This is a genomic window from Mesorhizobium sp. M5C.F.Cr.IN.023.01.1.1, assembly GCF_003997585.1.
In the GTDB taxonomy this organism is placed as follows: Bacteria; Pseudomonadota; Alphaproteobacteria; order Rhizobiales; family Rhizobiaceae; genus Mesorhizobium; species Mesorhizobium wenxiniae.
Genome location: NZ_RZSU01000004.1, coordinates 91,693 through 117,544, shown reverse-complemented (window position 1 = coordinate 117,544; position 25,852 = coordinate 91,693). Strand labels below are relative to the sequence as shown.

At 62.8% G+C, this 25,852-nt stretch carries 26 protein-coding genes; 10 read left to right on the top strand and 16 right to left on the bottom strand.

All coding sequences use genetic code 11. The features are described 5' to 3' along the window. Positions 1-3: 3 nt before the first annotated feature. Positions 4-594 carry a DUF447 domain-containing protein gene (locus tag EOA78_RS03275; RefSeq protein WP_127313866.1) on the top strand — a complete coding sequence of 197 codons (591 nt, stop codon included), beginning with the start codon at positions 4-6 and terminating at the stop codon, positions 592-594. A 13-nt stretch (positions 595-607) separates the two neighbouring features. On the opposite strand, the gene EOA78_RS03270 is transcribed toward EOA78_RS03275, so the two are convergent. Beyond that, positions 608-1,642 (bottom strand): hydantoinase/oxoprolinase family protein, encoded by a 1,035-nt coding sequence (locus tag EOA78_RS03270; RefSeq protein ID WP_127313865.1) that lies wholly within the window; start codon positions 1,640-1,642, stop codon positions 608-610. A gap of 60 nt (positions 1,643-1,702) precedes the next feature. On the opposite strand from EOA78_RS03270, the gene EOA78_RS03265 reads away from it, so the two are divergent. Further along, positions 1,703-2,401, top strand: coding sequence for a HisA/HisF-related TIM barrel protein (locus tag EOA78_RS03265; protein WP_245477298.1), 699 nt, complete (start codon positions 1,703-1,705; stop codon positions 2,399-2,401). 250 nt (positions 2,402-2,651) lie between these two features. Here the strand turns inward: EOA78_RS03265 and fae are convergent, their stop codons facing one another. From fae to EOA78_RS03230, 7 genes are all read right to left on the bottom strand, one after another. Further along, positions 2,652-3,158, bottom strand: a complete 507-nt coding sequence (gene fae, locus EOA78_RS03260; RefSeq protein ID WP_127313863.1) for a formaldehyde-activating enzyme — start codon at positions 3,156-3,158, stop codon at positions 2,652-2,654. 168 nt (positions 3,159-3,326) lie between these two features. After that, a complete protein-coding gene (locus EOA78_RS03255) occupies positions 3,327-4,169 on the bottom strand; it encodes a triphosphoribosyl-dephospho-CoA synthase (RefSeq protein ID WP_127313862.1) in 843 nt (280 codons plus the stop codon). 12 nt (positions 4,170-4,181) lie between these two features. Continuing rightward, positions 4,182-5,126 (bottom strand): RimK family alpha-L-glutamate ligase, encoded by a 945-nt coding sequence (locus tag EOA78_RS03250; RefSeq protein WP_127313861.1) that lies wholly within the window; start codon positions 5,124-5,126, stop codon positions 4,182-4,184. A gap of 83 nt (positions 5,127-5,209) precedes the next feature. Next, a complete protein-coding gene (gene mch / locus EOA78_RS03245) occupies positions 5,210-6,166 on the bottom strand; it encodes a methenyltetrahydromethanopterin cyclohydrolase (RefSeq protein WP_127313860.1) in 957 nt (318 codons plus the stop codon). Beyond that, complete coding sequence (locus EOA78_RS03240; RefSeq protein ID WP_245477291.1) at positions 6,163-7,293, bottom strand: ATP-grasp domain-containing protein; 1,131 nt, start codon at positions 7,291-7,293, stop codon at positions 6,163-6,165. Before EOA78_RS03240 ends, mch begins: the two co-directional genes overlap by 4 nt. Then, a complete protein-coding gene (locus EOA78_RS03235; RefSeq protein WP_127313859.1) occupies positions 7,271-8,164 on the bottom strand; it encodes an NAD(P)-dependent methylenetetrahydromethanopterin dehydrogenase in 894 nt (297 codons plus the stop codon). The genes EOA78_RS03240 and EOA78_RS03235 overlap by 23 nt, the downstream gene beginning before the upstream one ends. A 41-nt stretch (positions 8,165-8,205) precedes the next feature. Beyond that, a complete protein-coding gene (locus EOA78_RS03230; RefSeq protein ID WP_127313858.1) occupies positions 8,206-9,174 on the bottom strand; it encodes a beta-ribofuranosylaminobenzene 5'-phosphate synthase family protein in 969 nt (322 codons plus the stop codon). Positions 9,175-9,333: 159 nt separating this feature from the next. Between EOA78_RS03230 and EOA78_RS03225 the strand changes: the two genes are divergently transcribed. The 5 genes from EOA78_RS03225 to EOA78_RS03205 all read left to right on the top strand — a co-directional run bounded on the left by EOA78_RS03225 (position 9,334) and on the right by EOA78_RS03205 (position 14,251). Continuing rightward, a complete protein-coding gene (locus tag EOA78_RS03225) occupies positions 9,334-9,714 on the top strand; it encodes a 4a-hydroxytetrahydrobiopterin dehydratase (RefSeq protein ID WP_127313857.1) in 381 nt (126 codons plus the stop codon). 118 nt (positions 9,715-9,832) lie between these two features. After that, positions 9,833-10,924 carry a tungsten formylmethanofuran dehydrogenase gene (locus EOA78_RS03220; RefSeq protein ID WP_127313856.1) on the top strand — a complete coding sequence of 364 codons (1,092 nt, stop codon included), beginning with the start codon at positions 9,833-9,835 and terminating at the stop codon, positions 10,922-10,924. After that, on the top strand, positions 10,918-12,549 hold the full coding sequence (locus tag EOA78_RS03215) for a formylmethanofuran dehydrogenase subunit A (RefSeq protein ID WP_127313855.1): 1,632 nt from the start codon (positions 10,918-10,920) through the stop codon (positions 12,547-12,549). Before EOA78_RS03220 ends, EOA78_RS03215 begins: the two co-directional genes overlap by 7 nt. After that, positions 12,537-13,445 (top strand): formylmethanofuran--tetrahydromethanopterin N-formyltransferase, encoded by a 909-nt coding sequence (fhcD, locus tag EOA78_RS03210; protein ID WP_127313854.1) that lies wholly within the window; start codon positions 12,537-12,539, stop codon positions 13,443-13,445. The genes EOA78_RS03215 and fhcD overlap by 13 nt, the downstream gene beginning before the upstream one ends. Further along, positions 13,442-14,251, top strand: a complete 810-nt coding sequence (locus tag EOA78_RS03205) for a formylmethanofuran dehydrogenase subunit C (RefSeq protein ID WP_127313853.1) — start codon at positions 13,442-13,444, stop codon at positions 14,249-14,251. The genes fhcD and EOA78_RS03205 overlap by 4 nt, the downstream gene beginning before the upstream one ends. 65 nt (positions 14,252-14,316) lie before the next feature. Here EOA78_RS03205 and EOA78_RS03200 read toward each other — a convergent pair whose 3' ends face one another. Genes EOA78_RS03200 through EOA78_RS03190 form a run of 3 tightly spaced genes read right to left on the bottom strand, consistent with a single transcriptional unit; the run spans position 14,317 to position 17,885 of the window. Next, entirely contained in the window at positions 14,317-15,141 is an 825-nt protein-coding gene (locus EOA78_RS03200; RefSeq protein ID WP_127313852.1) for an alpha/beta hydrolase, read from the bottom strand. Between the two features lie 11 nt (positions 15,142-15,152). Then, the gene (locus EOA78_RS03195; RefSeq protein WP_127313851.1) at positions 15,153-16,640 is read right to left on the bottom strand and encodes an NAD-dependent succinate-semialdehyde dehydrogenase; all 1,488 of its coding nucleotides are present in this window, start codon (positions 16,638-16,640) and stop codon (positions 15,153-15,155) included. Between the two features lie 18 nt (positions 16,641-16,658). After that, positions 16,659-17,885, bottom strand: a complete 1,227-nt coding sequence (locus tag EOA78_RS03190; RefSeq protein ID WP_127313850.1) for an iron-containing alcohol dehydrogenase — start codon at positions 17,883-17,885, stop codon at positions 16,659-16,661. Between the two features lie 141 nt (positions 17,886-18,026). Here EOA78_RS03190 and EOA78_RS03185 point away from each other — a divergent pair, with 141 nt between their 5' ends. The 3 genes from EOA78_RS03185 (at position 18,027) to EOA78_RS03170 (ending at position 20,028) form a co-directional block, all read left to right on the top strand. Next, positions 18,027-18,728: a GntR family transcriptional regulator gene (locus EOA78_RS03185; protein WP_127313849.1), complete on the top strand. Its 702-nt coding sequence runs from the start codon at positions 18,027-18,029 to the stop codon at positions 18,726-18,728. Positions 18,729-18,920: 192 nt separating this feature from the next. After that, positions 18,921-19,514: a DJ-1/PfpI family protein gene (locus tag EOA78_RS03180; RefSeq protein WP_127313848.1), complete on the top strand. Its 594-nt coding sequence runs from the start codon at positions 18,921-18,923 to the stop codon at positions 19,512-19,514. Between the two features lie 325 nt (positions 19,515-19,839). Continuing rightward, on the top strand, positions 19,840-20,028 hold the full coding sequence (locus tag EOA78_RS03170; protein WP_127313846.1) for a hypothetical protein: 189 nt from the start codon (positions 19,840-19,842) through the stop codon (positions 20,026-20,028). On the opposite strand, the gene EOA78_RS03165 is transcribed toward EOA78_RS03170, so the two are convergent. The 5 genes from EOA78_RS03165 to EOA78_RS03145 all read right to left on the bottom strand — a co-directional run bounded on the left by EOA78_RS03165 (position 20,025) and on the right by EOA78_RS03145 (position 25,851). Beyond that, positions 20,025-21,533, bottom strand: a complete 1,509-nt coding sequence (locus tag EOA78_RS03165; protein WP_127313845.1) for a tripartite tricarboxylate transporter permease — start codon at positions 21,531-21,533, stop codon at positions 20,025-20,027. The genes EOA78_RS03170 and EOA78_RS03165 overlap by 4 nt on opposite strands. 10 nt (positions 21,534-21,543) lie before the next feature. Further along, the gene (locus tag EOA78_RS03160) at positions 21,544-22,017 is read right to left on the bottom strand and encodes a tripartite tricarboxylate transporter TctB family protein (RefSeq protein ID WP_127313844.1); all 474 of its coding nucleotides are present in this window, start codon (positions 22,015-22,017) and stop codon (positions 21,544-21,546) included. A gap of 95 nt (positions 22,018-22,112) precedes the next feature. After that, positions 22,113-23,090 (bottom strand): tripartite tricarboxylate transporter substrate-binding protein, encoded by a 978-nt coding sequence (locus EOA78_RS03155; RefSeq protein WP_127313843.1) that lies wholly within the window; start codon positions 23,088-23,090, stop codon positions 22,113-22,115. Positions 23,091-23,349: 259 nt separating this feature from the next. Then, on the bottom strand, positions 23,350-24,582 hold the full coding sequence (gene uxuA / locus EOA78_RS03150; RefSeq protein WP_127313842.1) for a mannonate dehydratase: 1,233 nt from the start codon (positions 24,580-24,582) through the stop codon (positions 23,350-23,352). 162 nt (positions 24,583-24,744) lie between these two features. Continuing rightward, a complete protein-coding gene (locus tag EOA78_RS03145) occupies positions 24,745-25,851 on the bottom strand; it encodes a glycosyltransferase (protein WP_127313841.1) in 1,107 nt (368 codons plus the stop codon). Position 25,852 lies beyond the last annotated feature (1 nt).

Sequence of the window (25,852 nt, the reverse complement as noted above, 5' to 3'; positions counted from 1 at the left end):
ACCATGCCCTACATTCGCGAATCGATTATCACCACTGTCAGCAAGAGCGGCGACGTCCACATCGCGCCGATCGGCATCATCGCCGAGAAGGACGGCTGGATCATCGCGCCGTTCCGGCCGTCGATCACGCTCGACAATCTCGCTGAAGTGCCGTTCGCCATCGCCAATTACACCGACGACGTGCGTATCTTTGCCGGCTGCCTGACCGCGCGCAAGCATTGGCCAACCGTTGCGGTCGACGGGTTTCCGGTGCCGCGGCTCGAAGCAGCACTCGCGCATTCGGTTCTCGAAGTCGAAAGTGTCGATGACGATGCTATGCGACCTCGCCATTTCTGCCGCGTGGTGCAGGAGGAAACGCATGCGCCGTTCACCGGCTTCAACCGCGCCAAGGCGGCGGTGCTGGAGCTGGCCATCCTGGTCAGCCGGCTCAGCATGCTGCCGCGCGACAAGATCGAGGCGGAAATCGCCTACCTTTCGATTGCCATCGAAAAGACCGCCGGCGAGGGCGAAAAGGAAGCCTGGGACTGGCTGATGCAGCGTGTCGGCGATCACCTGTCTGTCAAGGAGTCCAGCGGTGATGAGGTACGCGGCTGAACCAGTATAGTGCCTACAATTGAGATCCCGCCATCAGCGCCACCGCTGACGCAGGTGCCACGCTGCTCGCTTCGCCGCGAACGGCCTCATCCGCGGGAATGATTTCAGCGAAATCGACGAAGCGGCGTTCCATGCGTTCGGCCAGTCGTCTGATCTGCCAACGGCCGGTTCCGGCGCCGACGATCGGCGCATCCTGGGCAAGGAGGCCGGCAATCAGGGACGCTGCGTCGTGGATCTTGCGCAACTGCTGCTCGCTGAACCAGCGCGCGACTTCACGCCATTCCGGCAACGTCAGGTCGGCAGCGTCGCGCCCGATCATGCGCGCCAGCCGCGCTACCGAACCGTCGATCGTCTTTTCCTTGCCGTCGGCGGAAGCGTGCCTGTCGTCCTTCTCATCGAGGACCCCCAGGATCCGGTGCGCGTCGGCGATCGAGGCGAAATACTCGTTCATCAGTGGTGTCAGCCTGCCGCGGACGGGGGCCGACGAGGCGACACCGAACAGGAACGTCCTAGTGAAGCCGGTATAGACCAGTTCGCCGCTCAGAAGCCGTCCGGCATCGGTGTAGCCGTCATTGGCGACGGCGCCATTCCTGACGGCGATAATGTCGGTGGTGGTGGAGCCCATATCGACGAACAGGGCATCGCCGGCGAGTTTCGCCACCAACGACGCTGTCGCGTGCCAGTTGGCGGAGGCGACATCGGCGCTCAGCCGCGTTGCTTGCTCGACCCCGACGAAGCCGGACGGCCCGGCATAGATCAACTTTTCGCCTGGGAAACGGGTTGAAATCTCATCCAGCAGAGCCGCGACGCCGGCATCGCGGGACGGAAAGATGTCCGCCAGTTCGCCAGTCATGGTGAATGCGTTGAGATCGGCGCCGGCATAAATCGGGGCCGTTTCCTCGAATGCCAAGGTCAGGGTATCGAGCCCTTGCCAAAGCGGCGTGGCGATTGTTACTGCCTCGACGATGCGGCCGTCTTCCGCACGCGTCACCTTCAGATGCGCGCCGCCAATATCAAAGCCGGCAACGATGCTCTTTCTTTTTTCCACACTTCAAGCTTTCATCATAGGAGACATTCGGACAGGGACAGTTGGTCAGCGAGAAAAGCGTTGCGTATCATTCCGGTTCTCGACCTGAAAGGCGGCGAAGTGGTGCGCGCCCTGCAAGGAAAACGCGATCGCTACAGGCCGATCATCACGCCGCTCAGCCAAAGTTCCGATGTCATCGCGGTCGCCGAAGGCCTGCGCGGCCTTCACCCTTTTCCGACCTTCTATATCGCCGATCTGGATGCCATCGAAGGCGGAACGCCAAACAGCGGCGCGCTTGCCCGGCTGAAGGCGATGGCAGAGCCGCCGGAGCTTTGGGTCGATGCCGGCTTCGACGACGAGAAAACACTTTCGGCAGCACTTGCCGAACCCTGGCTTTGCCCAGTCCTGGGATCCGAATCGCAGCAGGACGACGCGCTGTTCCGGCGTTTTTGCGATCATCCGGACCTTATCCTGTCGCTGGATTTCTTCGACGATGGGTTTCGCGGTCCGGCATCTTTTCTCGACGAGCCGGAGCTTTGGCCGCAAAAGGTGATCGTCATGACATTGGCCAAGGTCGGTTCCGCCTCCGGTCCCGATTTCACGCGGCTCAAGGCAATCAAGACGAATGCTGGAAGCCGTTCTGTGATCGCGGCCGGCGGGGTGCGCAACGAGGCTGACATTCGCGCCCTTTCGTCACTCGGTATCGCCGCGGCGCTGGTTGCGACCTCACTGCATGACGGCACGCTCACGCCGGGGCACCTCGCGATGCTTGGCACCTGACATTCGTGTAGCCTCGAACTTCGGCCTCGGAAACGGGGCCTTGTAGAGCGGCGGACTCTCAAGTCGATCGTCTCGCCGCTCTATCTCTTTGCTGGAGCATCGGATTCCCAAAAAACCGGTTCTCAACCCTCGGATCAGGCCCGAGGGCAGTTTTGGGTCCGATGCTCTAAAGGCCCAGAAACTTTTTCAGGCGGCGCAACAGACCATCCGGCTCCGCGGAGGGTTTTACCTGTGCGGGGCTGTCTCTTGTCTAAGCCGCGAACGGATGCTTCACCTGGTCCCGCTGGGCCGTGGCTTCGGCGGCCGTCGGCGTTCCCGAGACCGCGCGTTGGATGGCTTCCTTTGTCGCTTCGTAATTGTACTTCTGGATCTTGGCGTCGTCCGCCGCGTCCCAATGGATGAAAACGCCGACGCAGATGAACAGATCGTCCGCTTCACTGGCGGGAATGATGTCCTCCGCGACGGCGTCCTGCACGGCCTTTGCAACCGCATGCTGGGCCGGGCCGAACATCTGCACGGCCTGTTTAGCGCCCTTGATCGTGACCTTGTTGAACATCACGGTGTTGGGCTTGCACTGAAGATTGGGCGCGATCACCGCCAAAAGGGAGGTAAAACCGTCCTTATTGTTGGTAAGCGCGTTGCAAAATGCCGTTTCGACCGCGCTCCCCCGCGGGCCGATGAGCAGGTCGACATGCGCCACTTCGTTGCCGTCTCCTACCAGCGATTCACCGACCATTACTTTCGAGATCTTTGCCATGCCAATTTTCCTCCAAGACACAGTTATGGTGTCCAAAGACGCCGCAAACCGAGCGAGCGCTCGATGGACAGCTATCCTTGTTGGCAGCGCCCGGACATCCGGACCGGTTGGCTGGATAGCCGCGGAAGCCCAGCTTCCGCTCCTGAAAGTCAACCACCAACGTTGCGATTATGCAAGCTGAACGCCGAGGGTGTGGACTAAAAGAGTAGCCACGGTCAGGTCGGCCGAGGTGCCGGGGTTGACATTGTCCGCCTTCAGCCGGCGGTCGAGCCCCATCAGCAGACGAATGCGTGACGCGTCGTCGTCGTTGGCATGGAGCGCCGCTTGGACGGCAAGGGCTTCCTGCCGCGCCTGATTTGCGGTTTCAGCGCCATGGTTGCGCACCACGTGACTGTCGGGGAAGCCCGCGAGAAACGCCATATAGGCGAACACCGTCGGCCACATGCCGTCTTCCCCGCGTGCCAACGCCGCTTCCAGAGCCGCAAGCCCGACGCCGAACACGTCGCCGAAACCGGTAACATACTGGCGGGCGATCATGTCACGGTCGGCCGCCTCCCGCATGGCTTCGAGTAGATGAACCTTCGGCTCCTGCCGCACATCGTTCGCAGCCTCGCCAAGGCCGCCCGGCGCGGCCGCGACGATCGCCTCGAACACCGCCCTGGTATCGTCCATGCTCATCGCGCGCAGCACCGCGTCGAGATTGTCATGTAGTGCGCCGCCGGTCATTTGGGCGGCGCATAGCAGAGGGCCTGCCAGAAGGATGATACCGAGATTGGTGTTGGTCGCGACCGCCAGACGTGTCGCGCGGACCGCTTCCAGCATGCGCTGTCCGACCGGCAGGCGAGGATCGGTCAGCGGCGCGGACGAGACCTCTGCGCTCGTCATGAACTGGGCGGCGGACATGCCGTGCCCGTCGGCGAACAGATGGACATTGCCCGGTTTCAACGCCTCGATTTCCATCCGGCAGGAATCCTTGTAGGCAGCCCGGAGGCGTTCTCGCGAAAGCGCCATGCTAGCGGCTCGTCACGAGTTCGCCGGCGCGGTGAGGCGATAGGGTCGCGCTGCCGCCGCCTCGGTGCGATCGGTCATCGATTTCAGCAGGGCGTCGGCAATCGCATCGGCGATGTTCACCGCGACGACCGATTGAAGCCCGGACCAGGCTGGCATGCTGTTGACCTCCAGCACGAACAGCCTGCCGTCGGCCGCCGGCACGATATCGACGCCGGCGAAATTCGCGCCGATAACGGTGGCGGCGGCTTTTGCCAGCGCCGCTAATTCGGTTTCCCCGTGCCCTGAAACCTGCTCGGGCACTGCCCCGCGATTGACGTTGGTGATCCAGTCGTCGCCGCGGCGGCTCATCATCGCCAGGACTTCGCCGGCGCAGACGAAAACGCGAAAATCGCGGAAAGGAGGGCCGGGACGCGGCACGTAGTGCTGGAGATAGTAGACGCCGTTCACCTCGTCCTCCGCGGGGAGATCGGACAATGTTTCGATCAGCCTGATGCCGCGACCCTGTGCGCCGAACAGCGGCTTCAGCACAAGCGGCGTAAACGGCAGTTCGCGTCCGGCGATCGCTTCGGCCATGGCACGTCCCTCGACCGCGAATGTCGGCGGCGTCGGCAGGCCGGCATCCTTCAGGAGGAAGGTCGTCATCGACTTGTCGACGCAGCGTTCTATCGCCTGTGCGGAATTCCACACCGGAATGGAAAGCTTGCCGAATGCGTGCAGCACGCCGAGGCGGCGGGTGACCGCTTCGAACGACCCGGCGGCGATCGAACGGACCAGCACGGCGTCGGGCAGCGCGCCGTCGAAGCCGGGGATCGACAGTCCGCTCGGGCTGCCGGTGTCGAACGCGATCGCCGCCAGCGGCACGGTTGCGACCACCGCGCCGCGCCGGTCCAGCCTTGCCGCCAGGCCTTTGGCGCGAGCGTCCGAATTGTCGCTGACGATCAGGATGCGGGGGATCATGTCACGCCTCGGATACCGGTATACCGAAGGCGCGAGCGGGCGGCCCGGCAGGCGGATAGATGAATCCATTGCAGCGCCATGGTCTAACCGAGGCTCCGTTCGAGCATCTGCAGATCACGCTCGCCGGCGCGAAACGTATCGCCGGTCTCGATCGCCGAGACGATCACTTCGGCCGGGCTGAACAGCAGCGGATCGATGGCATAGAAATCACCCTTGAATCGCTTGAACACCTCGGCGAAGGGGTGGCCGTGGTCCCGCGAGGCGCGGCTCGGCAGTTGCTCGGCGAGCTCCCTGGCGTCTTTCGCCGAGCCTTTTACGAAGAGCTGAACGCTGCCGCCATAGATGATGGCGTCGTTGGTTCTGCCCATGGCGGTCAGGAAATCCGGATGGGGGGCGGGGACAGGCGCCGTGCCGATGCCGTCGACGACGTTCTCCAGCGGAAATTTGAGATCGTTGGTCTTGTGCAAGGCAACCTCGAGCGCGCGCGCAACGATCTGCACGCCGCCCGCAAGGCTCTGTGTCGGCGCGTAGAGGAAGGTGAGCTTTTCGGTTGCCAGCCCGGTGGCCTTGCCGACCTTCTCAACAATCGCTCGGGGCGGCGGTTCGGCCGTCTCCAGGATAAGCACGGCGGATGAGGCGGTGTCGCGATAGGAAAGGGCTTCGAACAGCGGTTCGACGCGGGCGAGCGCCCGCGCCGGGCCGGATCCCATGGCGAAATAATCCTGGCTCGACAGGTTCCAGCCCGCATACTGGCTGCCCAGGCAGGCAAGCACCGGCTGCGAAGACCGCACTTCGACGGTGAATGGCCATTTCTGCGATGCGCGGTCCATGCCGACCGAAATGCTGCCGAGACCGCCCATCGCGGCCTCCGCCATGCGCAGCCCGGCCTCGACGCCGCCGGCGGCCTTGGCGCCGGCATCGATCAGGCACTCGCCCAATGGCCCCCTGGAAACGGCGATCCGCAGGCGTTCGGCGTTGCCGATCATGCCGTCGATGATGCGCTGTGCATTGTCATTCAGGAATGCCGAACCATCTTTCATGTCCGGTCTCCTTCCCACTGGTGTTGCAATCGGCTGGCTTGTTCCTTGATGAGCCGCCTGGTCAAATCGGCGCTCGGACCGCGCGCGAAAATGGTGCAGACAGGATCGCCAGCGATCAGACCAGTGCCGGGCGACTGATGGTCGGCAGTCCATTCAGGCCAGGCAACCGATGGAAACCGGGCGATCGGCGTCGCGGCGTAGGTCACCATCGATGCCATCGAATCGACGAAGCGCGGCAGGCGGTAAGCCCTGCCTGTCGCGGCGCGCAGATGCGCTTCGATCAGAGGCGCGTCGGCATCGTCGAAAATGTCGAGCGTGGCGCCTGGCCTCGGATTGATCTCGATGAGCTTGTAGCCATCCGGTCCGCGAATGAGATCGGCGCTGCACAATCCAATCAGGCCGGCGCGGCGCGCCAGAGCTGAAAGCCAGCCGCGGATCATCGCCGCCTGCCTGCGATCGAAGCGTCTCAACCGCACAGCGCCGCCATAGCGGTAGGGCGCTGAGGGGGCGGGCGACGCCCATTGTTGGCTGAAACCGACGATATCAGCAGTTTGGCCGTCGCCGACGAACAGGGCCGAGATGCTGCGGCCGGGAACGAAACGCTGGAAATAGCGGCCGGTGGCCGGGGTTTCTCCGGCGGCCCGTCTGATATGCGCGCCACCGGCGCCGCCTGCAGTCTTGACCACCCAGTTCTCCGGATTGGCCGGCCGGTCCCATCGGAATTCCGGATGCGGGATGCCGAGCTCGGCGCAATCGGCGGCCAGCAATTGCGGGTCCTTGATCCTGCGGATCGCGGCGCCGCTATTGCCGACGAGCGGGAAATGGCGCGCGACCTCGTCTACGGTCTCCGTCATCCGCTCGAAGCCCGAGCCCAGGACAATGGCGACCGGCTGGTCGTCTCCAGACAGTTGCCGAAGCGTCTCAATGATGCGCTCGCCGTCGATGCCGCCCTGTAGGTCGCCCGGCAGCATCGTCGCGCGTTCGGCGAGCGCGACCGTGTCGGTGTCGCAAAAGAAATCGGCGACCAGAGGACGATAGCCGGCGCGGCGCGCAGCGGCAGCCAGCGCCCTGCCTGAAATCGCCGCGATCAGGAGAGATCCGGCGTTATTTGGCGGTTTCGCGTGCAAGGGAAAATGCTTCCTGGAAATCCAGCGTGACGGTTTTTTCGGATTCGATCATTCTTTTGAAGAGGCCGAATTCGACCTTGTATTTCACGTTGCCGATGGCAAGCGGACCAATGCCGACAGCTTTTGCCGCTTCGAGTGGATCGCCATTGGCATTGACGGCCACGCCTTCGATGCCGGCCGGCGGAACCGCATTGACGTCGGCGGCAATAAGCAGACCATTGCCTTTCAACTGGGCTTTCGAAACCACCTGGACGCCAGCCTTGGCACACGCCAGGATCACCTCGCTCGCCTCGACCAGCTTCGTTTTGCGGGCGTCGCTCGATCCGTCAGCCGCATCTACGGCGATGTTGAATCGGCTTTTGATCTCGGCCGCGATCTGCTCGACCCTTTCGATGCCGTCATGACCGACAAGCGTGACCCTGGCGCCTTCCCTGGCGGCGATGACGGCTGTGCAGAAGCCGACGACGCCGGTGGCGCCGAAAACAGCGATCCTCGTGTCTTTCAGTCCGCGCTCGAATTTTTTCTCCAGCGCTTTTTCGACCTTGGCCACCATCGCCGCGGCCGTGGTGAATGAGCCGGCCGGATCGGCGAATACCGAAACCTGGAAAGGCGGCACCATCGCTCTTCGCGCTGCGTCGAACATGTCTAGCGCCAGCGAGGCGTCCTTGCCGGCGATGAAGATGCCGGTATCGACGCCCGCATCGGGCGGGCGCGAAAAGATCGCGTCCTGCACGAGGCCTGTCACCTCGCCAAGGCGTACATCGACATAGGGGACGACGGCGTCGAAACCTGCATCGAGCCCCATGTTCACGTCGAAAGGGCTCATATGCTTCAACGGCGTCAGCATGTGCAGGATGTGTTTGCGGGCCATTTCTCGCCTTTCCTCTTGAACCTTATCGTGCTGCGGAGCCGTCAGCTGCCGACGAGATCAAGTTTGGTCGAACTGATCTTCGCGCCGGAATTCCTGCCCTTGACGATCCTGATCTCGATGCCGTCTTCAACGGTCTGCTGAACCGCGCTGACGTAGCTGACTGCGGCGTCTTGCGATGGGGCGAAGGCAAACCCCGTTGGTCCCCACGAACTCTGGCCGATGCCGACGGCGCCTGCTTCATTGAGACCGTGGGCCACCCTCTCGACCCGCTTGGAGGTGAACACGCCGCCTTGCGCCGGGGCAAAATGGGTGCCGATCAGCATTTGGATCGCGGCGACGGCGGCGCCGAAGGCTGGAAGGTCGTGCTCGATCAAAGCCGGCATAATCCCCATCAGCACCCGCCGGCAGATCTCGCCGCTGCCGGACGCCGGGAAGGGTGGCAGCGAACGAAACGCCGCGATCTCGGCATCGCCATGCAGTCCATGCCCGCCGTGGTCGAGGATCATGATGACGCGCCACTCTTCCGGAAACGGCAGGCGCGCCACGACCGGCGGCGGCCTGCCGCTGTCGTCCTTGCCGGCGTCGACAATGACACCACCGCGTTCGAAACTGGCGATGCCGATGCCTGATCGACCGCCCCGCTCGAGCAGGGTCGCGTCGCCGCCGATATCGAGAGGCAGGTTGTGGAGCGTGCGCAGCGCCGAGGCGACGGCAAGGGCGATCTGCGTGCCGGACCCCAGGCCGGCATGGCTCGGGATCGACTGTTCGACCACCAGACCGTGCTGGCCGCGAATGCCGAGATGGCTGCAGAGCGTCGACAAATGCTCGCCGGCGCGACGGCTTTCGGTGCCTTCGACGATGGTCTCGCTGGACCGCGACAGGGTGACGACGGTTTCGGGTTCGCTCAACGGTAGCCCGACGCTGCCAAAGCGACGTCCGGTGTCGCCATTGAGATCGAGGAAGCCAAGATGCAGGCGGGCGGGCACTCGTATGGTAACAGAATTCGACATCTACCCCCCGATGGGTGCATCATAGACGCATCATGGAAGTTTAGGTGCCCGTCGCCATGATAGCTGTTTTCGTCGAAGGGGCAAGCCGGAGAGAGTGCATTCGTTTTATCTTCTTTTGGCCCGGCGCGAAAACGGACCGGGCAATTCGCGGAGGTCGAGATGAGCGAGACAGCTAAGGAAAAGGTCTATTCGGAAGCCGAGATTGCCGATCGGCTCGAGAAGGAGCTGCCGAAATGGCGCTACGAGAACGGCTGGATCCGGCGCAAATACAAGACCCACAGCTGGAAATCGACGCTGATGGTCATCAACACGGTCGGCCATCTCGCCGAGGCGGCGTGGCACCATCCCGACATCACCGCCTCCTATGCCTGGGTCGAGGTGCGCCTGACGAACCACGCAGCGAAGGGCATGACCGACAAAGACTTCGAGTTGGCCAAAAAGATCGAAGATGTCGTCCAGTGGCAGCCGGCAAAGGAAGGCGGCGCGCTGGAAGGCACTCCACCGACCGATCAGCGCTTCGCCTACATCAAATATGATTAAGCGCGGTCGGAATTTGTTGATGGCGTAAGAAAACATTCGCTAATCTGCTGACAGGCGGGGTTCACGGCCAATCCAGTTTCGTCTAGGATCGGGCCGGCACCAGAAAGTAGCGTAGTGAATGGCGGTTGCTTGGATCGGCAACCGGGAAACGCTGGTCGAGCGCGCGGCTGCACATGCCGCCGCGCTGTTGGGGTCAAGCCGGTGCCCGGTTTTCAGCTTGGATACGGACATACACGGCACCAGGGCGGCGATCGCGCTGGCTGAGCTAGTTGGCGCGGCATATGATCATGCCGATGGCGCGGCAGTTTCCCGGGAGACCGCGCTTTTTACCGACAAAGGCGCGATGACCGTTGCGCCCGGCGAGACGCGCCGGCGCGCCGATGTCGTGGTGATTGTGGGCGAACTCCCGCAAATCCATCATGAATTTGTCGGCGAGCTTGCTGAGACGGTTCCCGATCTTTCGGCCAAGAATCAACGCGAATTCTTTCTGGTCGGGTCGAACGAAACGTCCGCGCCGCGATTGAGCAACGGGCGGACGGCGACGCTACTCTCCTGCGGCGAGGCAAGCCTCGGCGCTACGCTGGCGGTGCTTAGGGCGCAGAGCCGGGGGCGTCAGACATCGCAACCAGTGTCGAATTTCGACGATTTCGCCAAAGCCCTGGAGGCTGCGCATTTTCCCGTCTTCCTGTTTTCAGGCGACGCGACCGAAGGGCTGGCGCTGGAGATGCTGCAAGGACTGATCGCCGACCTCAACCGCAAATCGCGCGCGTCTGGCCTGCATCTGCCCGCGAGCGAAAACGGGTGGGGAAGCGCGCTCGCCTCGACCTGGATGACGGGTTTTCCGCTGCGCACCGGCTTTGCGCGCGGCTTCCCGGAATTCGATCCCTGGCGTTACGATGTCGCGCGTATGATCGCTGCCGGCGAAGCCGACCTGCACCTGAGGATCTCTTCCTCAATTGTCCAGCCGCAGAAGAAAAAGAACCGCATGGCGCTGATTGTGCTGGCGAAAACGCAGGAGCCGATAGCGGGTGCTGCTGTAACCATCGCCATCGGCGAGGCGGGCGTCGATCACGAGGCGGTGGTCTATTCCAGCCGCACCGGTTCGCTGAGATCGATCGATGCGCAAGCGGCGTCCGAACTGCCCTCCGCTGCGACTGTCATCCGCCTGGTCGCCAGTCATGTCTCCTCCGAGGCCGCGTTGCCATGCTGACGAAAATCGCGGACGGCGACATTATCGATCCGGTCAACGGCCGTCTCGGCAAGGGCGACCTCTGGATCAGGGACGACAAGATCGTTGCGGCCCCGGCGGGGAGCGCTCCCGACCGGACCATCGACGCTGCCGGCTGCATCGTCATGGCGGGCGCCATCGACATCCATTCCCACATCGGCGGCGGCAACGTGAACACGGCACGGCTGCTCTTGCCGGAACAGCATGCCGCGCATCAGGCGCGGCCGGCGACGACGCCGCTCTCCAACGCCGGCTGGTCGACCTTCCAGACCGGCTGTCTTTACGCCAAGATGGGCTTCACCACGGTCGTCGAGCCGGCGATGTCGCCGGGAGCCGCACTTCACACCCATCTCGAACTGGCCGACATCCCGATCATCGACAAGGCGACGCTCGCCATTCTCGGCAACGACGATTTCCTGCTGTCGATGATCCGCGACGATGCCCCCTCAACGATGATCGAGGACTATGTCGCCTGGACGGTCGCCTCGACGCGGGCGCTTGGGGTCAAGGTGATCAACGCCGGTGCGGCGGCCGCCTTCAAGGAAAACGTCCGCACCTTCTCGCTGGACGATGTGGTGCCTTCCTACGGCGTCAGTTCGCGCAAGATCGTCAAGACGCTGCAGGCAGCCGTCGACAGTCTTGGCGTCCCGCACCCTCTGCATGTCCATTGCAACAATCTGGGCAGCCCTGGATCGGCGGATACGGCGGCCGCGACGATGGCGGCGGCGGAAGGATTGCCGCTGCACCTCGCCCATCTCCAGTTCTATGGCTACGGCACGGAAGGCAAGCGCAGGTTTTCCTCGGCCGCGGCGCGTCTTGCCGAACTGGTCAATGCGACGCCGGAAGTCACCATCGACATCGGCCAGGTGATGTTCGGCCAAACGGTCACCGTCTCCTCCGACGTGATGCGGCAGTTTTCGGCGCGTGGCAGTGCGAGCCCGAAGAAATCCGTCATTCATGACGGCGACGGCAATGGCGGCGGCATCGTGCCCTACAGCTATGGCAAGGATTTCTATGGCGCGATGCAGTGGGCGATCGGGCTCGAGCTTTTTCTCCTGATCGACGATCCCTGGCGTGTCTTCTTCACCACCGACCATCCGAACGGCGCGCCGTTTACCGTCTACCCGGCTCTGTTCGAGCTGCTGATGAGCCGGGAAGCGCGCACCGAAATGATTGCCGGGCTTTCACCTTCCGCCATGGCGCTCTCCACCCTGGCTGCAATCGACCGCGAATACACGTTCGAGGAAATTGCCATCATGACGCGCGCGGCCCCAGCCAAGCTGCTCGGGCTAACAGACCGGGGCCATCTTGGCGCCGGCGCCATAGCCGATGTCGCTGTCTACCGCAGGGACGGGAATATCGCGAAAATGCTGGGGCAGGCGGCGTATGTCTTCAAGGATGGCGATCTCGTCGTGCAGGATGGGGAGATCACCCATTACCGTTGGGGCAAGGCGCTCAGGCTCAATCCGTCGCCGGATAAGGCGATGGTGCGGCGTCTGGAAGACTATCACCAGCAGCGCTACGGCCTGTCGCTGGACTGGTTCAATTTCCCGGATTCCGCGATAGCGCGCGAACAGCCGTTCGGCGAGGTTGCATGCCGAATGTGAGCGTAAATGGCATAACGGTTGACGATACCTTTGCCGAGGCCTTCGGCATGCGCGCGACCGCCATCATCATCACCGCGCCGAACCGGAAATGGGCGCGGCAGGCGGCGATCACGATGACCGGCTTTGCCACCTCGGTGATCGCGTGCGGCTGCGAAGCGGCAATCGATGTCGAACTGCCGCCATCGGCCACACCGGATGGCCGGCCCGGCTGCCGCGTGATGATTTTCGCGATGGGAACAGACGAGCTGCAGAAACAGCTGCTCAATCGCGTCGGCCAGTGTGTTTTGACCTCGCCGGGTTCCGCCTGCTTCGCCGGACTGGAGGGCAGCGCCGATTTGAAGCTCGGTTCGGCGCTGCGTTATTTCGGCGACGGCTGGCAGATCTCCAAGAAAATCGGCGGCAGGCATTTTTGGCGCGTTCCCGTAATGGACGGCGAATTCCTGTGCGAAGCAACGACCGGGCTGACGAAGGGTGCCGTCGGCGGCGGCAATTTCTTCGTCATGGCTGAAAGCAGCGCCAAGGCCTTGATTGCTGCCGAGGCAGCGGTTGCCGCGATAGGCCTGGTGTCCGGCGCGATCGTGCCGTTTCCGGGCGGCATCGCCCGTTCGGGTTCCAAGATCGGTGGTAAATACAAGGGCATGATCGCCTCGGCCAACGAAGCCTACGCGCCGACACTGCGCGGTGTTGTCAGGAGTGAGCTCGGACCCGACATCAACGCCGTTCTGGAAATCGTCATCGACGGCGAGACCAACGATGCCGTTGCCGCCGCGATGAAGGCCGGCATCAAGGCAGTCATCGAGCTTGGGCCGAAGCGAGGCGCGGTTCGCATAAGCGCCGGCAATTACGGCGGCAAGCTCGGCAAGTTCATCTATTCGCTGAAGGATATGCTGCCATGAAGGCGCTGACCTTCACCCTTGTCGCCGAGCCGGCCGAGCGCCTTGACCTGTCACCGCTGACGCCGGAGCGGCTTGCCGGGATGGAAAAGCGCGATATCGAAAAAGTCCAGATCGGCATGTCGAAGCATGGATCGAAGGTCGGCGATATCTTTCGCGTCGCCGGCAACGATCCGCTGGACATCGTGTTCGAAGGTGGAAGCGCGCGCCTCGACCGCGTGGCGGAAGGCATGCGGGGCGGTTCGGTTCGCGTCGCCGGTAATGCCGGCGCCCAGGCCGGGCGTGCCATGCGCGGCGGCAAACTCACGGTCGAAGGCAATGCCGGTCCGCATGCCGGCTCCGGCATGCGCGGCGGCAGGCTTGAAATAACAGGCAACGCCGGTGATCACCTTGGGGCGCCGCTCGCCGGGGAACTGGCCGGCATGAATGGCGGCGTGCTGATCGTCAGGGGCAAAGCCGGCGCTTTTTCCGCCGACCGCATGCGGCGCGGCCTGATCGCGGTGCTGAAAGGCTCAGGCGACCATGCCGGCAGCCGCATGATCGCCGGCACGCTGGTGGTGGCCGGCGGCACCGGCGAGATGCCCGGCTATCTGATGCGTCGCGGTTCGATCCTTCTCGATCGCGCGCCGAGAAGTCTGTCGCCGAGCTTCGTCGAATGCGGCGCGCCAGAGAGCGTTTTCGCCGCCATCATCGATCGCCATCTGATCGCCGATGGTATTTTGAAACGGCCGCTTCTGGGCAATGCGCCGCAAAAATATGGCGGCGACAACGCGGTGCTTGGAATGGGTGAGGTTCTTTTCCCTCGCTGAGGCGTGCAGCAGACGGCATTGCGGTTAAGCCGCCGTGGTGATGGCCGGCATGTCTGCTGGGAGGGTTAGCGGCGGTCGTTGGCAATCAGTTTCGTCAGGCAATCACCCGCCTGGCTCTCAGGCACGCCGAGATCTCTGACACTGTCCATGTGGTTGCGGTTCGTGAGAACAAGCGACGTTGCCAGCGAACCCTGCTGCAGCAGGTTCTCTTCGAATCGATCTGCTTGCTGATGGAAAGGCGGCGTCTCATTGGCTCCGACCAGAACCGTCGCCCTGGTTTGAGGATCATGCCGATAGGCAAGAGGTGTAAACATGGCGACTTCCTCATCGGTGATTCCAATCTCGTTGGCGAGAAAGGAGTTCTGGAGCGGTTTCAAATCGTAGAGCCCGCCGAGCAGAAGGACTGCCCGCACATTCGATGGGGTATTCTCGCTGTTGAACAAAAACGTAGAAAGATGTGCTCCAGCCGAATGGCCGCTGACAGTCAGCTCTGCCGGGTTTCCGCCGTGGTCGGCGATATGGGCCAGAACCCACTGCTTGGCGCGGCGCACCTGGTCGACGATCGTAGCCATTCTGACCTTGGGCATCAGAGCATAGTCGACGATAGCGGCAATCGCACCGGCCTGGGTAATCGTCGTCGCCACGTATGAGTAGTCGCGCTTGGAGAACATTCTCCAGTAGCCGCCATGGATAAACATGTGCACCGGCAGGCCGCTTCTTTTGCCCGAGGGAAAGAACAGGTCGATGGTTTCGGTCTGATCCGGCCCATAGGCAACGTCGGCAGTCATTGGAATGGTTGCGCGAACGGCCTCGCTGCGGTGAACGATGTCCTGCACGATTTGGTCAAAATCCGCGACGTGGTCGCGGATGCGAAACGGATCGCTTTGCACTCTTCCTCCGCTCAGATGCTGATGGCGAGGTATTTCGCCTCCATGAACTCGGCAATGCCGTGATGCTGGCCGCCCTCGCGGCCGAGGCCGCTCTGCTTCACCCCGCCGAAGGGCGCTGCCGGATCGGACATCAAACCGCGGTTGAGAGCGATCATCCCGGCTTCGATCTTGGATGCCACCCGCATTCCACGCGCAAGATCGCGCGTGTAGATGTAGGCGGCAAGGCCGTATTCGGTGTCGTTGGCGCGCGCGATGATTTCGGCTTCCGTTTCGAATTTCGAGATCGGCGCCACCGGCCCAAAAATTTCCTTGTGCGCCATCTCCGCCTCGGCCGGGACGTCGCAGAGCACGGTCGGCGGATAATAGTATCCCGTTCCCGAGCCTGCCTTGCCCCCGCACAGCACCCGCGCGCCACGGGCGACAGCATCGTTGACCAGACGGTCGATCTTGTCGACGGCCTTCCTGGTGATCATCGGGCCGCACTCAGTGGCTGCGTCCGTACCAGCGCCGATCTTGAGTGCCGACATCCGCCTGGCGAGGCATTCGCCAAAGGCATCGTAAACGCCAGACTGGACATAGATGCGGTTTGCAGCCGTGCAGGCTTCGCCGGCGTTGCGCATCTTCGCCACCATCGCCCCATCGACCGCCGCGTCAAGGTCCGCGTCATCGAACACAAGGAATGGCGCGTTGCCGCCAAGTTCCATCGAACACGAAACCACGTGCTTTGCGGCCTCGGCCAGCAGAACGCGCCCTACACCCGTCGAGCCGGTAAAGGAGAGTTTCCTCACCCGCGGATCGGCCAGCAGCGCGGCCGTCACAGGGCCGGGATTGGATGTTGTCAGAACGTTCACCACACCTGGCGGAACGCCTGCTTCCTGGTAGAGCGCGGCAAGCGCGTAGGCCGTGAGCGGGGTCTCGCTGGCTGGCTTCAAAATTACCGTGCATCCGGCAGCCAAGGCGGGCGCGATCTTGCGCGTCGCCATGGCGGCAGGGAAGTTCCAGGGTGTGACAAGAACGCAGATGCCGATGGGCTCGTAGTCGACCACGATCCGGTTCGTGCCGGAAGGCGCCATTCCGAATTCACCGGTGATGCGAACGGCTTCCTCGGCATTCCAGCGAAAGAATTCCGCAGCATAGGCGATCTCGCCACGCGCGTCCCGGAGTGCCTTGCCGTTTTCCAGCGAGATCAGGGTTGCCAGCGTCTCGGAACGTTGCGTCATCAGCTCGAAGCAACGTCTGAGGATTTCGGAACGCTTGCGGGGTGCCGTCGTGCGCCAGCCATCGGCGGCCTTGGCCGCAGCCTCCACGGCGGCCGCGGCATCTTCGATTGTCGCATCGGGAACGGCGGCGATTACCGCCTCGGTGGAAGGGTCCACGACCTGGATTTCCCTGCCGTCGGCGGATTGCCTCCATTGGCCGCCGATATACAAGCCGTGGGAAAATCTATGGAAGTCGGCAGTGTCCTGCTCGTCCTCCAGCACCTGATGAGATATGTTCATGGCCTGCTCCTCGATTGCTCACATGACGTAGGTGGCGAGGTCGCCATCATAGGCAGCCTGGATCAGGCCCCGCATGGCTGCCAGATCGAATGGACGCGGATTGTTCTTGATGAGACGGTCGATGCCGAGCGCCTGTTCGGCCGTCCAATCGAGCTTGTCGGCGGGAAGTCCGAGCTTGGCCAGCGTAGGCGTGATCCCGATCGCTCCAAACAGCCGGCCGATCTCGTCGATCGCCGCGTCGGCCATCTCACCGGTACTCCGGTCCCTCCCGTCGAGACCAAGGGCAAGGCCGATCTCGGTCATCTCGGCGGCCGCGGCGACCCGGTTGTACTTCATGACATACGGCAACATGGTGGCGACACCCAGCCCATGCGCGGTGTGGGTAACGGCTCCGACCGGATATTGCACCGCGTGCGCCGCCGCAGTTCCGGCCGTACCGAACGCGCAGCCGGCTGCAAGCGCGCCCATCATCACTTCGGCCCGAGCGTCCTCGTCGGCGGGGTCGCGGTATGCCTTCTCGAGACTGCGGCCAAGCAGCTTGATCGCGAGCAGCGCAAAATGATCGGTCAGCGCGCTCTTGCCGATGAAGACATGCTGTTGCGGCAGGGTGGGGTCAGTGCCGCGCCTGACGGCGGTAAAAGCCTCGATCGCATGTGTCAGCGCGTCTGCGCCCGCAATCGCTGTCAGTCCCGGGGGACATGTCATCGTCAGCTCCGGGTCGCAGATGGCGGCTGCCGCTATCAGATGCGGGCTGGATATGCCTACTTTCATGGTGCGATCCGGATCGGAGATCACCGCGACAGGGGTCACTTCCGAGCCGGTGCCGGCTGTCGTTGGCACCGCGATCAACGGCAGTGTCGGACCGGGCACCTTGAACTCGCCGTAGTAGTCCTGGAGCAGGCCGCCGTGGCTGATGAGCAACGCGGCGCATTTGGCCATGTCGAGACAACTGCCTCCTCCGATCCCGATCACCATGTCCGGCGCAAACTCTCGCGCCATCTCTACGCAGACGGCAACCGTGTCTCGTGGCACATCGGGCAGCACACGATCGTGCACCAGCACATCGATCGATGCGCACTCGAGCGCCTCCATGATCTCTGCGAAGGAGACAGTTGCGGCAAAGCGCTCGTCCGTACAGACAAGAGCGCGACGGCCCAGCCTGGCCGCAACGGTTGGAATGATATGGCGCTGGCCCTTCCCGAAGAGGATCTCACGCGGCAGCCTTACGGCGGCGAAAAGGCTCATGTTCTGCGTCCCTCGATGATGTTGGGAGTGGCGAAAGCTCGTCGAGCTCCGCCATAAAAAATCCTCTATTAAATCGTATAAGATATAGGATTGTATTCAGCGAAGCATCGTGTTAGCCAGTGATCCTGTCAAGAGGCAAAGATGCAGGTCATGAACTTAAGCAATGCCCGAGAAGCCGACCCCGCTAGCGGACGCATCCAGCGATCCAACAGCCTGGTGGAGGACGTGTATGAAGCGATCTTCGCGCAACTCATGTCACTGAAGATCGCGCCTGGCTCACGGATCACCGTCGACAGCCTGGTCAAGGAACTCGATGTATCCCACACGCCAATCCGTGAAGCGCTTGGCCGCCTCGAAGGCGAAGGCCTTGTGCTGAAGACACATTTGATCGGCTACCGCGCCGCGCCGCAGATAACCAAGCGCCGGTTTGACGAACTTTATGAGCTTCGCCTGCTGCTCGAGCCGCATGGGGCGGCCAAAGCAGCCGCATTGATGGATGAGGCGAAACTTGCGGTGCTTCAGGAGTCCGCAGGGGGCATGGCGCGCCGCGAAGGCAAGGATGAACGCCTGCGTTACTCAAACTTCGCGCGGCAGGACGCCATTTTCCACGACAGGATCATGGAATTTGCGAACAATGATCTCGTGCGCGAGACTCTCGCATTCCAGCACACGCACTTCCACATCTTCCGCCTGATGTTCCATTCACGCGTTACCGAGGAAGCGCTCAACGAGCATGAGGCCATCCTGGCCGCCTTCGCTGCCTCCGATCCTGCTGCGGCGGAACAGGCGATGCGCCGTCATATCGAGCATTCTCGTGATCGTTTGCTGCTGGCGTTCGATTGAGACTGTCACGATGTCCGTCACCGCCCACATCGGGAGCGGCGCCGTCAAGCTGGATGCATCGTTGATCATGCAGGTAAACGCCCGGGACATCCCGGATTGCCATTTCTGAGACGCGCGCCGCCGGGCGAGTGCAATGCCCGCCGGACTTCCATTCACAAAAATCCTTCCATCCACAAAACGAGGAAACCGACCATGCCAGCCAAGAAAATACTAATGTTGACCGGTGAGTTTACCGAAGAATACGAGATCTTCGTCTATCAGCAGGCAATGGAGGCTGTCGGCCACATCGTCCACGTTGTCTGTCCTGACAAGAACGCTGGAGACCTGATCAAGACGTCGCTTCACGATTTCGAAGGTGACCAAACCTACACCGAAAAACCCGGCCACCATGCTTTGCTGAACAAGACCTTTTCGGAGGCGGAAAAACAGCTCGAACAATATCATGCCGTGTATTGCGCGGGCGGTCGTGGCCCCGAGTACATCCGCACGGATAAGCGCGTGCAGGCGATAGTCCGCCATTTCCACGAAAACAAGAAGCCGATCTTTACGATCTGCCATGGCGTCCAGATCCTGATCGCGGTCGACGGCGTCGTGCGTGGCAAGAAAGTGGGTGCGCTGGCTGCCTGCGAGCCGGAAGTGACCCTCGCCGGCGGAACCTACATCGATCTGTCCCCGACTGAGGCCTACGTGGACGGAACAATGGTCTCGGCAAAGGGCTGGACCGCACTTGCCGCATTCATTCGCGAGTGCCTGAAGGTGCTGGGAACGGAAATCCGCCACAACTGAGACAATCGTCCGATGCATTCCAGGCGGGATGCGTCGTGATTGCCAAGGCTGTCGCTGCAGGCGCGGCTCCAAAGGCTGAGAGGCGTCACGGTTGCGTCGGCCGCGTGGCGGCGGCCAGGGCGTCGATGTCGTCGTAGAGCGCCTGGCTGTGGCGGTAGAGCCGGTCGAAAACGGGTTGGGTGCGCCTGTAGGTCTCGGCCCATCTGGGGTTCGGGCCGCTTCTCGCGCGTCGAACAGGCGGCTGAGCGTTTCGTAGGCTACGGCGCCGAAATCCTGCCGGGTCACGGGGCCATCGCAGGGCAAGATCGCGGCGCGGGTCTATGCCGTGGAACTGATCAGCGATCATACCCTGATCACTTGCCAGTTCGGTGGGGCCACCGTAACCGTCAAGGCCGATAAATTGGCGCATTACGACATGGATGAGCCGATCGGCATCACTTTCCAGGACGCCGCTGTCTTCCTGTTCGATTCGGAAACCGGCGCCCGCATCGGCCGCGGCGCCGACTTTCGCTAATTCTCCTCCACAAACACCTCTTCGCGCTTCTTCTTGACCGCCGGCAGGAAGACGATGACGAGCACGGCGAGCGCGATGAAGAGCAGGCCGGCGCTGATCGGCCTCGTCACGAAGGTGGTCGGGTCGCCGCGCGCGAGAATCATGGCGCGGCGCAGGTTTTCCTCGAGCAACGGGCCGAGCACGAAGCCGAGCAGCAGCGGCGCGGGTTCGCAGCGCAGCTTGGTCAGGAGGTAGCCGAGGAAGCCGAAGAAGGCGACGGCGTAGAGGTCGTAGATATTGGTGTTGACGCTGTAAACGCCGATCGAGCAGAAGGCCATGATGATCGGGAAGAGAACGTAATAGGGGATGGTCAGGAGTTTTACCCAAAGCCCGATCAGCGGCAGGTTCAAGATGATCAGCATCAGATTGCCGATCCACATCGAGGCGATGATGCCCCAAAACAGCGCCGGCTGTTCGATCGCGACATTGGGGCCGGGCACAATGCCCTGGATGATCATCGCGCCGATCATCAGCGCCATTACGGGGTTGGCCGGAATGCCGAGCGTCAGCATCGGGATGAAGGAGGTCTGCGCGCCGGCGTTGTTGGCCGATTCCGGTCCGGCGACGCCTTCGATGGCGCCCTTACCGAATTCCCCCGGGTTTTTCGATACGCGCTTTTCGACCGTGTAGGAGGCAAAGGCTGCAAGGATCGCACCGCCTCCCGGCAGGATGCCGAGCGCCGAACCGATGATCGTTCCGCGCACGATGGGCGTCGCCATGCGGCGAAAATCCTCGCGGGTCGGCATAAGGCCGGAGACCCTTCGGATCATTACGGAGCGCTCGTGCTCGTTTTCGAGGTTGCGCAGTATCTCGGCGACGCCGAAGACGCCGACCGCCACCGCGACGAAATTCAGCCCGTCGGCATATTCGCGGATGCCGAGCGTGAAGCGCGGCGTGCCGGTGTAGATGTCGGTGCCGACAAGGCCGAGCAGCAGGCCGAGCACGACCATCGCCAGCGCCTTGACAATCGAGCCGTGGGCGAGCGCGACGGACGAGACAAGGCCGACGATCATCAGCGAAAAATACTCGGCCGCGCCGAATTCGAGCGCGATCGCCGTCAGCGGCGGGGCAAAGATGGCGACGAGGAAGGTCGACACCGTTCCGGCGAAGAACGAGCCTATCGCCGCGATGGCGAGTGCCGCCCCGGCGCGGCCGTTCTTGGCCATCTGGTAGCCGTCGATTGCGGTGACTGCTGACGAGGATTCGCCGGGCATGTTGATGAGGATGGCGGTGGTCGAGCCGCCATATTGCGCGCCGTAATAGATGCCGGCGAGCATGATCAGGGAGGAAACCGGGTCGCCGATCTGGAAGGTGATCGGCAATAGCATGGCGATGGTCGCGGTGGCGCCGATGCCGGGCAGGACGCCGATCAGCGTGCCGAGAAGGACGCCGATCAGGCAGAAACCGAGGTTTGCCAGCGACGTAGCCGTCGAAAAGCCGAGCGCGAGGTTGTCGAGGAGTTCCATGTTCAGCCCCTCACAATACCAGCCATGAGGGCAGCCACGGGCCGAAGCGCCGGAACGGCAGGCCGAGCGCATAGCTGAAGACGAGAAACGCAAACAGCGTCAGGCCGGCGGAGAGCACGAGCGCGGTCAGCGGCCTCATGCGGCCGCTGGCAAAGGATGCGATCAACGCCGTCAGGAAGATCGACGGGATGAAGCCGAGGCCGCGCACGGTCAGGCCGAAGAAGATCGGGGCAGGGAGGATGAACAGCATGCCGCGCCAGGCTATATGGCCGATTGGCTCGCTCTCGAAGCGCACCGCTTCGATGAGGATGACGGCGCCAAGCAGGATCAGCACGATTGCCAGGATCAGGGGAAAATAGCCCGGTCCCATGCGGAAGGCGGTGCCGATTTCGAGGCCGAGCGACTGCAACGCGAAAAATCCGCCTAGAAAGATGAACAGCGCGGCGCATATGCCGTTGGTCGTGTCGATTGTGAAAGGCTTCATGTCCTCCTCCCAGGCCCGCGCCGCGGGCGCGCCGGTGCAGTGCGAAAACGGGCCGAAGCGAAAACGGGGCGCCGGTGGCGCCCCGTTTCAAAACCTCAGTCGGCGTACTGGCCGGCGGCTTCGATGATCGGCTTCCAGCGCGCGATCTCGCCTTCCAGCTTGGCCTTCAGCGCGGCCGGCGTAGCGTCGGCGTCGGACGACGGCTTGGTGCCGAGCTCGGCGAAGCGGGCGGCGACGTTCGGGTCCTTCAGCGCGACCTGAAGCGATTTCGACAGGCGCTCGGTGACCTCGGCAGGCGTGCCCTTGGGCGCGTAGAGGCCATGCCAGATGCCGACCTGCACCTCAGGGAGACCGGCTTCCGTCGTCGTCGGGACATCCGGCAGAACATCGAGGCGTTCCGGCGAGGTGACGGCGTAGGCCTTGATCGTGCCGCCCTGGATCTGCTTGGTGGTATTGGTCGTCTGATCGCACATGATATCGACCTGACCGCCGAGAAGGTCGGTCATGGCCGGTCCGGTGCCCTTGTAGGGCACGGTGACCAGCGGCGTGCGGATCGCACTCATGAACAGCATGCCGCACAGATGCGAGGCCGCGCCTATACCGGCATTGGCGACGGTGACGGTATCCTTGTTGGCCTTGGCGTAGTCGACCAGCCCCTTCAGATCGGTCGGCTCGAGGTCCTTGCGGCCGACGATGGTCATCGGCACCTCGGTGACGAGGCCGACATATTCGAAGCTGTTCAGCGTGTCGTATGCGAGCTTTCGGTACAGCGTCGCGCTTGTCGCCATGCCGATGTGGTGGAGGAGCAACGTATAGCCGTCCGGCTCGGCGTTCGCGACGCGGCCGGCGCCCAGTGTGCCGCCGGCGCCGCCGACATTCTCGACGATGATCTGCTGGCCGAGATCCTTCGACATGGCTTCCGCGACGAGGCGCGTGACCGTGTCGGTCGGGCCGCCGGCCGAAAACGGCACCACGACGGTAACGGTGCGTTCGGGATAGGTTTGCGCGCCCGCGGCCAACGAATAAAGCGTGACGGCTGCGGCGGCGGCCAGAGCGGCGGCGAATTTTCTCATCGTGATTTCCTCCCAGGATATGAATTCACAACCGCTGCCTGGAATTCCTTTCAACACCGGCTGTGGATAGAGCAATAACTAGCGCAAGCTAACGGATTGCAATCGGTCTCAAACCGCAAACTGCTATTATACACAAGTCCGCGCAATAAGGTGGAAAGGTGCCATCGTGCCGGAGGCGGGCTGCGGAACACCCAATGGTCGAATCTGATGGCATATTTAACGAGTACCGGTTGCGAACCGCCCTGTGCCCTTCTCCAGACTATGGGGCAGAGGTGGAGATCGGCTCGCCTGATGTCGAGTTGCGAATGGCATGTTCCACGCCGCGGAGTTCGGCCAATCCCTTGAGCCGACCGATGGCCGGATAGCCGGGCTGGGCCCCACGCGTCAGGTCATCGAGGATATCCTGGCCATGGTCGGGGCGCATCGGGATGACGGCGTCCGGGCGGCCTGCCTTCTTGCGCCGCGCTTCCTCTTGAAGCAGGGCCGCCACCACCGCCACCATGTCGGTGTCGCCGGCAAGGTGCTCGTCCTCGTGGAACGAGCAGGGGGTGCCGGCCGCTTCCTTGCGCACATTGCGCAGATGCGCGAAGTGGATTTTTGGTCCCATCCGCTCGATCATGGCGGGCAGATCATTATCCGGTCTTGCGCCGAGCGATCCCGTGCACAGTGTCGCTCCGTTGGCCGGACTGTCGACTGCGTCCAGAATATACCTGTAGTCGGCCTCGGTCGACATCACGCGCGGCAGGCCCAGCAGCGGAAACGGCGGATCATCGGGGTGGCAGCAGAGACGCAGGCCGAGGCGTTCGGCCGTAGGCACGACCTCCGCCAGGAAATCGACGAAATGTTCGCGCAGGGTTGTTGCGTCGATGCGGTCGTAACTTGAGAGTTGAGCCGCGAGACCGTCGAGAGACGTGTCTTCGGTCGAGCCGGGCAGGCCGGAATTGACGCTTTTTGCCAGAATCTTCCGCGCAAGGTCATCCATCTGCGCGTATCGCCGCTCCGCCTCGGAGACGATCTCCGGTGTGTAATCGCCGAGTGCCCCTTGGCGTTTCAGGATTTGGATGTCGAATGCGGCGAAGTCGATCAGATCGAAGCGCATGGTGGTGCCGCCATGCGGCAGGCGCCAGGCGAGATCGGTGCGGGTCCAATCGAGCACGGGCATGAAATTGTAGCAGATGACCGAAATGCCGGCCCGCGCCAGGTTTTCCAACGATGTCTTGTAATTGGCAATATGGCTGCGCCATTCGCCGACCTGCGTCTTGATCGCTTCGGAAACCGGCAGGCTCTCGACAATCTCCCAGTTCAGATCGCTTGCGCTTCCATCCGGCAAAGACGCGACTTCGCGCTGACGTCTTTCGATTTCGGCGGGCAGCCAGACGGCGCCGTGAGGAACGTGGTGAAGGGCCGAGACGATGCCTTGCGCCCCGGCTTGACGCGCATCCGCGATCGTCACCTTGTCGACCGGGCCGAACCAACGCCACACATGTCTCATTCGAACACTCCGTTAAAAAGGATCGCCATGCGGCTGCCCGACCGCGCTTCCCGCCGCGGTGACCGGCTCGCTGCTTCTCTTCATCGGCTGCTACCAGATTCCGGTGTCGGCGCGAATGGCGATAGCGGCTGGCATCAATCAACGCCAGCGCGAAGTTCCTGGCTAGAGCAGCGCTTCGTACAGATCCCCGATCTTTTCTATTTCGAAATCCGCTGCCCTGCTTTTCAGGACGGCGGCAGAAGTGGGGTGGTCCAGCATCTCAGCCATCGCCTTTGCCAGGGCCCCGGCATCGCCGACCGGCACCAAGGCGCCGAAACGACCGTCACCGAGAATCTCGCGCGGGCCATGCGGCGCATCTGTGGAGACTACGGGGACGCCAGCAGCCATGGCCTCGACCAACACATTGCCGAAGCCCTCGCTCGTCGAGGAAAGGACGAACAGATCGGCTGCGGCATAACAGGCCGCGGGATCGTTGACGTAGCCAGCAAAGAGCACATCGGCGGCGATACCAGATTCCTGGGCATAGGTGCGCAACTCGGCAGCCAGCGGACCTTCGCCGAAGATTACAAGCCGAGCGCGGCGGCCGGCGCGCAGGTTAGCGAAGGCCTGGAGCAAGGTCCGATGATCCTTGACCGGCACCAGGCGCCCGGCGGTAGCGATGACCGGGCCATCGCCCATCGTCGCCAGCTTTGTCTGCCATGTATAGGAATCTTGCTGGAGCGCCGCAGCCGGTGGCAGCGGATTGTTGATGACGACAACCTTGGATTTGGGAAAGCCGCGGGCCGCAATGTCGCGGCCGACACCCAGTGAGACGGCGATGGCTTTGGTTGCGCGCGCTGCAACCAACGCGGAAAGCCAGACCGCTATTCTCGCGCCGAGACTGCTGGAAGGCAGTGAGGCCGCCGCGTGGAAGCTTGGAAAGAACCGCGCTCGGCTTCGCGCCAAGAGAAGCGCCAGCGCCACGACCAGATTGGCAAATTCGGGGGCGCTATAAACCGCATGCGGACCAAGGCGGCTGAACAAACGTGCGCTTCGCACGATGCTTTTCAGCGTCTCCCACTTGCCGTAACCCTCGTCCCGGATGGGAAGGTCGAAATCGACAAGATGCACCGCGGGGGAGAGCAGCGCGGCGTTGGGTCCTTCAGCGTTCCAGGTAAAAAGTGTGACATCGTGGCCACGTGATGCCAATTCATTTGCCATGAGGACGAAGACACGCTCGGCGCCGCCGCCCCTGAGACTGGCAATGTGAAAAACAATGCGCTTCGCCATG

What these genes read in the sequence shown, in the direction of transcription:
- EOA78_RS03275 (WP_127313866.1), top strand. Translation starts at nt 4, where the DNA reads ATGCCCTACATTCGCGAATCGATTATCACCACTGTCAGCAAGAGCGGC.
- fae (WP_127313863.1), bottom strand. Translation starts at nt 3,158, where the DNA reads ATGGCAAAGATCTCGAAAGTAATGGTCGGTGAATCGCTGGTAGGAGAC.
- EOA78_RS03255 (WP_127313862.1), bottom strand. Translation starts at nt 4,169, where the DNA reads ATGGCGCTTTCGCGAGAACGCCTCCGGGCTGCCTACAAGGATTCCTGC.
- EOA78_RS03250 (WP_127313861.1), bottom strand. Translation starts at nt 5,126, where the DNA reads ATGATCCCCCGCATCCTGATCGTCAGCGACAATTCGGACGCTCGCGCC.
- mch (WP_127313860.1), bottom strand. Translation starts at nt 6,166, where the DNA reads ATGAAAGATGGTTCGGCATTCCTGAATGACAATGCACAGCGCATCATC.
- EOA78_RS03235 (WP_127313859.1), bottom strand. Translation starts at nt 8,164, where the DNA reads ATGGCCCGCAAACACATCCTGCACATGCTGACGCCGTTGAAGCATATG.
- EOA78_RS03230 (WP_127313858.1), bottom strand. Translation starts at nt 9,174, where the DNA reads ATGTCGAATTCTGTTACCATACGAGTGCCCGCCCGCCTGCATCTTGGC.
- EOA78_RS03225 (WP_127313857.1), top strand. Translation starts at nt 9,334, where the DNA reads ATGAGCGAGACAGCTAAGGAAAAGGTCTATTCGGAAGCCGAGATTGCC.
- EOA78_RS03220 (WP_127313856.1), top strand. Translation starts at nt 9,833, where the DNA reads ATGGCGGTTGCTTGGATCGGCAACCGGGAAACGCTGGTCGAGCGCGCG.
- EOA78_RS03215 (WP_127313855.1), top strand. Translation starts at nt 10,918, where the DNA reads ATGCTGACGAAAATCGCGGACGGCGACATTATCGATCCGGTCAACGGC.
- fhcD (WP_127313854.1), top strand. Translation starts at nt 12,537, where the DNA reads ATGCCGAATGTGAGCGTAAATGGCATAACGGTTGACGATACCTTTGCC.
- EOA78_RS03205 (WP_127313853.1), top strand. Translation starts at nt 13,442, where the DNA reads ATGAAGGCGCTGACCTTCACCCTTGTCGCCGAGCCGGCCGAGCGCCTT.
- EOA78_RS03195 (WP_127313851.1), bottom strand. Translation starts at nt 16,640, where the DNA reads ATGAACATATCTCATCAGGTGCTGGAGGACGAGCAGGACACTGCCGAC.
- EOA78_RS03190 (WP_127313850.1), bottom strand. Translation starts at nt 17,885, where the DNA reads ATGAGCCTTTTCGCCGCCGTAAGGCTGCCGCGTGAGATCCTCTTCGGG.
- EOA78_RS03185 (WP_127313849.1), top strand. Translation starts at nt 18,027, where the DNA reads ATGCAGGTCATGAACTTAAGCAATGCCCGAGAAGCCGACCCCGCTAGC.
- EOA78_RS03180 (WP_127313848.1), top strand. Translation starts at nt 18,921, where the DNA reads ATGCCAGCCAAGAAAATACTAATGTTGACCGGTGAGTTTACCGAAGAA.
- EOA78_RS03165 (WP_127313845.1), bottom strand. Translation starts at nt 21,533, where the DNA reads ATGGAACTCCTCGACAACCTCGCGCTCGGCTTTTCGACGGCTACGTCG.
- EOA78_RS03160 (WP_127313844.1), bottom strand. Translation starts at nt 22,017, where the DNA reads ATGAAGCCTTTCACAATCGACACGACCAACGGCATATGCGCCGCGCTG.
- EOA78_RS03155 (WP_127313843.1), bottom strand. Translation starts at nt 23,090, where the DNA reads ATGAGAAAATTCGCCGCCGCTCTGGCCGCCGCCGCAGCCGTCACGCTT.
- uxuA (WP_127313842.1), bottom strand. Translation starts at nt 24,582, where the DNA reads ATGAGACATGTGTGGCGTTGGTTCGGCCCGGTCGACAAGGTGACGATC.
- EOA78_RS03145 (WP_127313841.1), bottom strand. Translation starts at nt 25,851, where the DNA reads ATGGCGAAGCGCATTGTTTTTCACATTGCCAGTCTCAGGGGCGGCGGC.